The organism is Vibrio sp. CB1-5, assembly GCF_059412285.1.
Genome location: NZ_JBJHPB010000056.1, coordinates 1 through 6,943 on the forward strand (window position 1 = coordinate 1; position 6,943 = coordinate 6,943).

Here is a 6,943-nt window from a genome sequence, read left to right on the forward strand (position 1 = left end):
CGACTCACTGAATACATGTAACTCCGACAGTTACACAGAATTATTTACAGGGTCACTTGGGAAACTCGAAGGGAAAGACTTTAGCTTTTCTAACGCTCAGATACGACAAGAGCCACTAAATAGTGGCTCTATTACGCGCTACCTGCGGTCAATACTCTATGAGCGGAAGAGAACAGGGCTATTGAAAGGCGGAGGTCTTTGGCTATCGCGGCGCGGCCTGCGACTCATCAGAGTAGACATCAATGTACTGAAAAAGTCCCGCTGTCATTGATAGAACCTAGTCTATCCTTAAACTCAACAACAAAGCAACCAGAGCTTAAATCTACCTCTACATGCTCGCTAACGGGTTCGCGTAATTCGGTAAGTCTTGATGCTTCCTTCAGCCTTAGCCTTCAGGTAAGCAGCTTTAATTGCTTTCATGCTTTCAATTTTCGCACTTCGAGCTTTCGAAATTTGCTTTATTGGCTTCATAGGTGTGCCTTTACTTTCTGACCACTGTTCCAAACAAACCATACTGCAAGTACCGATGGTTTAGCAAATCATCCTGAGTCAAAATCATCCTGAGTCGAGCTAACTCGACTATGCCCCTTTTCTTTTTAGAGCTTCCTCTGGCATCACACTTAACGATCCGTGTTTGACCCAATTTATCTAATACATCATTATGTGTTTGGTTTGGTATAATTCTGACATGTTGATAGTGCGAGCCACGACCGTTTGCAAGGAGAGCTAAATGAGTTATGAAGCAAAAGTATTCAATGTAATGATCGCTTCACCAGGCGATGTATCATCTGAGCGAGCAATCATTCGAGATGTCATATATGAATGGAATGCTGTCCATTCTGAATCCAGAAATATTGTTTTATTACCAGTTGGTTGGGAAACCCATTCTTCACCAGAAATGGGTGGGCAAGCACAAGAAATAATCAACAATCAAGTGCTCGATAGATGTGACTTGTTGGTAGGTGTATTTTGGACTCGGATTGGTACACCTACTACAGACTATGCCAGCGGAACCGTCGAAGAAATTGAAGAACATATCAAATCAGCCAAACCCGCAATGCTTTATTTTTCTAGCCAGCCTGTGGCGCTTGATACTGTTGAACCAGAGCAATATGCACAATTAAAAGCATTTAAAGAGTCTTGTCAGAATAGAAGCTTGTACGAAAGCTATGATAGTCGTTCAAGCTTTAAAGATAAGTTTTATCGCCAGTTACAACTCAAACTCAATCAACACTCACTATTTCAAACTACCTCTATTTCAACTCCTGTTGAAGTTGTACAATCAAAAACTCCATTGCCACAGCTTTCCGATGAATCCCAAATCCTTCTAAAAGAAGCGAGTCAAGATCGCAATGGGACGGTTATGCATTTACGCCATCTCGGTGGAACTAACGTTCAAACCAATAGTAAGAATTTCGTAGACTCTAATGAACGTCGAGAAGTAGCCCGCTGGGAAGCAGCTATCGACGAGCTAGTATCCAAGGGGCTTCTTGTTGAAAGGGGGGATGTAGGCGAGATATTCGAAATTACCAGTTTGGGATACCAAGTTGCTGATATGATTGAGCTATAAACATACACTAGCGTCTGGCGTGAAGATTGTCATTTGCCAATGACTAATTCATCTCAGTTGTTTATTGCAACGCACGTTTAACAACTAAATTTAATGCAACTTGTTTTGACTTGCTTTTTCTGATGAGCATAAAATATCTATTAACGTAGAGGTGGATGGATGCAACATGGCAGTAACTCAGCAGCAAAAGGATCGTTTGCTAAAAATGGTAAACGAAGCTCCAAAGAATACTAGGTTTTCAGTTAAAAACGCATGGATTCACATCGATAAAGCGAAGGAATTGTGCGGAATAGATAATGAAATGGCAGCATTTCGAGCTATTACTGCTGAAGAGGAAGTATCAACTGCAATAATCAATGAAATAAAAAGTCTAGGATATGACAACGCGAATCGAATTAACCCGTGGAATCATAGTCACAAAGCTGGAATCTGGCATTTACTAACGATCATATCTGCCTTTTTAAATGACATCTTACCGATTGAAATGAAGAAAAACTTTAAAGTGCATGAAGGAGCAAATGAGTTGAGTAGAAAACTCGTTATTTCATTTCCAGCACATGGTGCGTTTAAGGGGAACTGGGTTCAGCCGCAACCACCGCTGAGCCTCAGCATAACTAATGAAAATAAGGCTATTGGATTTATTAAGCATGCAGAGGAACTAGCTAAAATTAGTTCAGCCAAGAATTTAAAGAAATTAATAAGCGATGAAGCGAATATTAGAAATGAACTGCTCTATGCTTCACCAAATGGTGTGCCCATTGTACATGAAGCGCCTGATGCTTTTGTTGAAGAGAGGGAAAGTAGAGTTAAAGCAATGACTTACCTTTATTTGCTAATAGCTCAGTACAGAGAGAAGCAGCAGTTTGTACAGCAATGCTTGAATGCATATCTTAAGATGCTTGAGTGCAAAATCGAGCCATCGCATCCCACTCTTTGACAAATGGTACTTTTACCTTATTCGCACCAAGGGTTTTGAACCTATCATATTCTCTGGTTTTACCAAATCGATAGTACATAAACTAATCCTTTGTCTGCTAATTTAGTAACTTCACAAAGTCACTTTTGTCCAATTGTGAGTTTCTATATCGGCTGGTCGGCTTAGCACACTCTAGTCTTTCCCGACCTATGGGTGCAAGGTCTAATATGAGTTACCGACCTAACTACCTTCGAATCCGCTCAACTTATTGATAAGCTCTTCCCTCTCCTCCTCGCTCAGTTTTGCAATCAAGCAAGCTAACCTGGCAGAGCTTTCTTCTTCACAAAAGAAATAGTTCAAAGGAACGCCGAGCTCCTTAGCAATGAGCTTTAGAGTCTGTATGTCAGGAGTGTGTTTCGCTTTTTCATACTGGTTCATTCTGGCGCTTGCCGAGCCTTCATCCATACCTATTCGCACTCCCAAGGCTTTCTGGGAGAGTTTGGCTTTTTTGCGTGCTTCTTTAAGTCGCGACGGGATTGGGCTAGTAAATGACATTTTCGGTTCATGTGTGAAAACCTACAGTAACTAAGATTTTCTTAGTTTTATCGATTTCTGTATACTAAGCAATCCTTAGTTTTTGGTTATGCATGAGTTGTAAATGAAACGTTCAACGAAAATCAGTGCGATTATGCACAAGTTATTGATTGAAAAAGGTATGGATGGTTTTTCGGTTATTGAACTACGCGACGCCTCTCTTTCTGTAAGTGAACTTAGGAAGGAGCCTGATGAGGCAAGAAAAAGACTCTACAGACAGATCCTTCGTTTTGTGAGAAACGGTTGGCTTCAAAGTGAAGGAGAAGGGCGAGATAAAAGATACTTTCAAACGGAGCTGTTCCGTTCTCTTAATGTGAAGCCCAAAGTAGGAGGAGAGAATGTCACCTCTTCAGTGAAGCCCTCTCCAGATTACTCAATATTGCGCCATGAGCGAAACCAGTACAAAGCTGAGTTAGAGATTGTTCTGGGTGAGATCGATGAATATCAATCACTCAATCGTCGTTTCCCAGAACTAGAACAGAAGCTCAACCCTATGTTACAACAAGCGAGAGATCGCTCTGCAAACCTATTTGGTAAAGTAAACGTACTCACCAACGTGATTAACTCCATCTCTTCGGATATCACCGAATGTTGAGAACATGGCAGCAAGAGTGCTCTGAAAGAGCGATGCAAAACTACAAGAATAGGCAGTACCACTTTTTTTGCCAAGCTACTCCAGGAGCAGGGAAAACGGTACTGGCAGCAACTATTGCTTCCAGGTTGTTGGAGGGTGATATGGTTGACCTTGTTTTGTGTTTTTCACCGTCGTTAACGGTATCAGATGGGATAAAAAGAACCTTTTCAAAAGTTCTCAATTGCACTTTTAATGGTGGTTTAGGCTCGACTGGTCAGTCGCTAACCTACCAATCCATTCAATTTCTCAGCGAAGAGTTTTGGCAGACACTACGTAACTATAGAGTGTTTGTAGTGTTCGATGAGATACATCATTGCTCTGGTTCTGAGTATGAAAAAGCGAATGTTTGGGGGCAACAGATCCTAACCAAGATTCAGGGACTGGCTACCTACACGTTAGCGCTTTCTGGTACACCTTGGCGTTCAGATGCATTACCGATAGTGATGGCGCAATATAGTGACCCTGATGGGCTGATTTTGGTCGACTATCAATACACTCTCAAGCAAGCCGTTGCTGACCATGTTTGTAGAGCACCAAAAATTGTACTTGTCGACAATGAACACTTGTCGGTAACTAGTGATGGAAAAGCAGAGTCGTTCTCATCGATTCTTGAGATGTTAAAGCAAACTAAGGCCTCTTATCAGAGCGTAATACACAATCAAGAGGCAATGGAATACCTGCTAGGGCTTGGATGTCGAAAGCTTGCCGAGATACGTACTCAAAATCAGGATGCAGGAGGACTAGTCGTTGCCTCTTCTGTTCGTCATGCCCAAGAGATTAAAAAGATACTTTTGGAAAAGTATCAGCAAACCGTCTCCATCGTGACCTATCGTAACGAAGAGCCTTTGGCTGAGATTGAACGCTATCGGAAGGATAGTACTCAGTGGATAGTCAGCGTTGGGATGATTAGTGAAGGTACTGATATTCCTAGGCTGCAAGTCTGCTGCCATATGAGCTCGGTTAAGACAGAGCTCTACTTTAGGCAAGTTCTAGGACGGATTCTACGAGTGAATCATGACTTGAACCAACAGGCTTGGTTGTTCACTTTCGCAGAGCAGAGTTTGATAGATTTTGCTGAGCGGATAGAACAAGATATACCAGAGTCTTGTAGATTTGTTAGAGCGGAAACACCCGAAATATTTACAGTAAGTGATTCGGAGCGAAAGGTGGCTGCTAACGGCTGTAATGCCGATTCAGCAAGTAGCAATGCTAATTTGAGATGGGATGGTGTCGATGCGCGTGGTTGCACGGTAAGTGGCGTCATTAGCATTCCTGACGAGGTTCAGTTGGGCGGGTTCAAGCAGCGTATTATTTCAGCCTTTCAAACAGTCTAATGTTGGATACCTTTGGTATCAGCTTTCGCCCACTCTGGAGCAAGTTAGAATGTGATTTACTGACTCGCCTCAGCTTCAATTGTGTCAGAACTTTATCTATCAGGTATACTTTTGAATCATAGTTATTTGTTGAGGTAAGCCAGCATGGGCAAAACACTCTCGTCTGAAAATAGCGACATTCGAACATTAGCACTTGAAGTTTTTGGAAGTGACTCGTTGGCTGAAGAATGGTTGCAAAAACCCATTCCAGCTCTGTCAGGGCGCAAACCAAGCGACTTAAATCATGATCAGCTAACGCAGTTACTAAATAGCCTTAAATACGGCGATTTCAGTTAGAAAGTTGACCCACCTTTGAAGTCATTTTCGTAAAGAAATCACTTCTGTCTAGATTCGAGCTAGCTATGTCTGGCTAGCTCAGCTCTGCCCCATAACGAGTTTAGAGTGTGTACTTAACCAAAATACTGTGGTGTGGTTTACACTACATTTGTTCATATGTTGAAGGTGTCTATAGAGCCGGGGCGATACCAGTATTAAGAAGTCTAATGTGATTGGTTAAGTTACTTACAACAGAGCGTATAACTGGATCCTCAGTGAAACTGTGCTTTCATATTCACAACATTAATGGAGATATAGTTTAATTATGAGCGCAAGTCGGAGAGCAGTGGTTTTTCCTAGACAGCAACGCATCCTCGATCAGCTGGGTGAGAATATTGAATTGGCGTTGAAACGACGGCATATATCACAGGAGTTGTTACACCAACGAACGGGGATATCAAAACCGACATTACGAAGGGTCATTAGAGGTGATTCAACAGTCTCTATTGGGCACTATGTTGCCGTCTTATCAGTATTAGGCCTCGAAATTGACCTTGGTATGGTCGCTAGTGATCGAGTGCTAATTGAAAAACTAGAATCGATAGCGAAGCTAAAGAGCAACTCACAGAAATGAAACATTGCTGTTTTAACTTCAAGGGAGTCTGACTCATTTTTGCCCCATTCTTTGTTTAGATTAGTTGATGCTCTACAACACCAAATGGTGATTTGACCAAATTTTCCTAATGCCTGTATGATACTGAATGCATCAATCGGTTTTAGTGTAGGGAAGAAAAGCTTTGACTATTAAGTATCTATATCAATATCGCTCATTCACATCTAACGAAAATAGGCATGTGAACAACTTGATAAATAACGAGCTGTCTTTTTCCATAGGTGAAACCTTTAATGATCCATTCGATGCGACACTTCTCTTTCCCTCAATCTTTGCTACAGACATTACGTTGGCACGATACATTGATAAGAACTTTCAACACATTATTGATATAAGATCGCAAACGGAGAATAGGCATCCTGAACAAATTAAGCATGAACTAATGCAAAAACTGGCCAACCCTGATGGGCAGAAGATAATTCTAGAAACATATAGAGAGCCAATTCAAGAAAGGATGTGTAACTCATACATATCATGCCTCTCTACGAGTTCACTAAATCCGCTTCTCTGGGCACACTATGGGGATAACCACCGAGGTTTCTGTATAAGGTATCACTTTGAAAAACTGGTAGCTTCATTGCCATTACGGTTCCACGATGAAGTGAATTACACTGATACCCCAATGAACTACCTTGATATTGTTAGTAGTCATGATATCAAGAAACAAGTAGATAGGCTGTTAGTTCAAAAATCAAAACACTGGAAATACGAGAAAGAGTATCGTTTGATACTTGAAAAGCGTCGGACAAAATTACTAGAGAAGCATTCAACTCAATCGTTTAACCCTGAAGCTGTTGATATGGTGCTTTTTGGACTAAAAGCTTCTTCTGAGCATAAGAGTAGCTTGTTCTCAGTGAGCTTACGGGAGCATAGCTTGCGTAAGCATGTCGAGGTGGCTCTAGCCGAA

At 41.5% G+C, this 6,943-nt stretch carries 8 protein-coding genes; 7 read left to right on the plus strand and 1 reads right to left on the minus strand.

The annotated features are described in order from the left end of the window. Nucleotides 1–730: 730 nt before the first annotated feature. Nucleotides 731–1,570 carry a DUF4062 domain-containing protein gene (locus ACJB0T_RS21690; protein WP_479289728.1) on the plus strand — a complete coding sequence of 280 codons (840 nt, stop codon included), beginning with the start codon at nt 731–733 and terminating at the stop codon, nt 1,568–1,570. Nucleotides 1,571–1,736: 166 nt separating this feature from the next. Further along, nucleotides 1,737–2,507, plus strand: coding sequence for a hypothetical protein (locus tag ACJB0T_RS21695; RefSeq protein ID WP_479289725.1), 771 nt, complete (start codon nt 1,737–1,739; stop codon nt 2,505–2,507). A 219-nt stretch (nt 2,508–2,726) separates the two neighbouring features. Here ACJB0T_RS21695 and ACJB0T_RS21700 read toward each other — a convergent pair whose 3' ends face one another. Further along, a complete protein-coding gene (locus tag ACJB0T_RS21700; RefSeq protein WP_479289723.1) occupies nt 2,727–3,041 on the minus strand; it encodes a helix-turn-helix domain-containing protein in 315 nt (104 codons plus the stop codon). Nucleotides 3,042–3,144: 103 nt separating this feature from the next. On the opposite strand from ACJB0T_RS21700, the gene ACJB0T_RS21705 reads away from it, so the two are divergent. The 5 genes from ACJB0T_RS21705 to ACJB0T_RS21725 all read left to right on the plus strand — a co-directional run. Beyond that, nucleotides 3,145–3,675: a VspR family transcription factor gene (locus ACJB0T_RS21705; protein ID WP_479289721.1), complete on the plus strand. Its 531-nt coding sequence runs from the start codon at nt 3,145–3,147 to the stop codon at nt 3,673–3,675. Next, nucleotides 3,669–5,048 (plus strand): DEAD/DEAH box helicase, encoded by a 1,380-nt coding sequence (locus ACJB0T_RS21710; protein WP_479289719.1) that lies wholly within the window; start codon nt 3,669–3,671, stop codon nt 5,046–5,048. The genes ACJB0T_RS21705 and ACJB0T_RS21710 overlap by 7 nt, the downstream gene beginning before the upstream one ends. A gap of 144 nt (nt 5,049–5,192) precedes the next feature. Then, nucleotides 5,193–5,384 carry an antitoxin Xre/MbcA/ParS toxin-binding domain-containing protein gene (locus ACJB0T_RS21715; RefSeq protein WP_479289717.1) on the plus strand — a complete coding sequence of 64 codons (192 nt, stop codon included), beginning with the start codon at nt 5,193–5,195 and terminating at the stop codon, nt 5,382–5,384. A gap of 304 nt (nt 5,385–5,688) precedes the next feature. Then, a complete protein-coding gene (locus ACJB0T_RS21720) occupies nt 5,689–5,997 on the plus strand; it encodes a helix-turn-helix domain-containing protein (protein WP_479289715.1) in 309 nt (102 codons plus the stop codon). A 220-nt stretch (nt 5,998–6,217) separates the two neighbouring features. Then, nucleotides 6,218–6,943, plus strand: a 726-nt coding sequence (locus tag ACJB0T_RS21725) for a DUF2971 domain-containing protein (RefSeq protein WP_495292938.1), incomplete at its 3' end; no start/stop codon positions are given.

Bases quoted from the DNA above. Each gene is read 5' to 3' on its own strand.
- ACJB0T_RS21710 (WP_479289719.1), top strand. From the start codon at position 3,669: ATGTTGAGAACATGGCAGCAAGAGTGCTCTGAAAGAGCGATGCAAAAC.
- ACJB0T_RS21700 (WP_479289723.1), bottom strand. From the start codon at position 3,041: ATGTCATTTACTAGCCCAATCCCGTCGCGACTTAAAGAAGCACGCAAA.
- ACJB0T_RS21690 (WP_479289728.1), top strand. From the start codon at position 731: ATGAGTTATGAAGCAAAAGTATTCAATGTAATGATCGCTTCACCAGGC.
- ACJB0T_RS21720 (WP_479289715.1), top strand. From the start codon at position 5,689: ATGAGCGCAAGTCGGAGAGCAGTGGTTTTTCCTAGACAGCAACGCATC.
- ACJB0T_RS21715 (WP_479289717.1), top strand. From the start codon at position 5,193: ATGGGCAAAACACTCTCGTCTGAAAATAGCGACATTCGAACATTAGCA.
- ACJB0T_RS21695 (WP_479289725.1), top strand. From the start codon at position 1,737: ATGGCAGTAACTCAGCAGCAAAAGGATCGTTTGCTAAAAATGGTAAAC.
- ACJB0T_RS21705 (WP_479289721.1), top strand. From the start codon at position 3,145: ATGAAACGTTCAACGAAAATCAGTGCGATTATGCACAAGTTATTGATT.